This is a genomic window from Vibrio sp. 2134-1, assembly GCF_033339495.1.
This window is the reverse complement of sequence record NZ_JAWOUS010000286.1, coordinates 1-799: the sequence shown is the minus strand read 5'-3', so window position 1 is coordinate 799 and position 799 is coordinate 1. Positions and strand designations below refer to the sequence as shown.

The 799-nt window shown below is 47.4% G+C and carries 1 protein-coding gene; it reads left to right on the top strand.

Annotation, left to right across the window (positions count from 1 at the left end):
- Window positions 1-799 (top strand): AMP-binding protein (locus R7R78_RS25510; RefSeq protein WP_225474546.1); only part of this gene is annotated, 799 nt, incomplete at both ends.

The following is a 799-nucleotide window of genomic DNA, read 5'->3' as shown; positions in this document are numbered from 1 at the left end:
AGCGTTGTTTGGTATTTTGCGTGCAGGCTGTATCGCTGTAAACGTAAACCCTCTCTACACTCCTCGTGAACTTGAACACCAATTGAACGACTCTGGTGCCACGACGATTGTGATTGTGTCTAACTTTGCCAATACACTAGAGCAAATCGTAGATAACACACCTGTGAAACACGTGGTGCTAACTAGCCTTGGCCAAATGCTGCCACGTGCGAAAGGTACGATTGTCGATTTCGTGGTGAAATACGTAAAAGGCATGGTTCCTAAGTACGATCTACCGGGCGCAATTTCAATGCGTAAAGCGCTGCGCAAAGGTCGTCGTCTGCAATACGTGAAGCCGTTTATGTCTGGTGATGATATTGCATTTCTGCAATACACTGGTGGTACTACGGGTGTCGCAAAAGGTGCAATCCTAACGCATCGCAACATGATTGCGAACGTGCTTCAGGCGAAAGGGGCTTACGGTCCTGTACTTTCTCCAGGTCGTGAATTAGTGGTAACCGCATTGCCGCTTTACCACGTGTTCGCACTGACAGTGAACTGTTTGCTGTTTATCGAAATGGGCGGTCGTAACTTACTGATTACCAACCCGCGTGATATTCCCGGCTTTGTAAAAGAGCTGCAAAAGTACCAATTCACAGCGATCACAGGTGTGAATACCTTATTCAATGCGCTAGTGAACAATGAAGATTTCCATGAGTTGGACTTCAGTAATCTTCGCTTGGCTGTTGGTGGCGGTATGGCAGTTCAACGTGCTGTTGCTGAAAAATGGCTGAAGACCACAGGCTGCTACCTGCTGGAA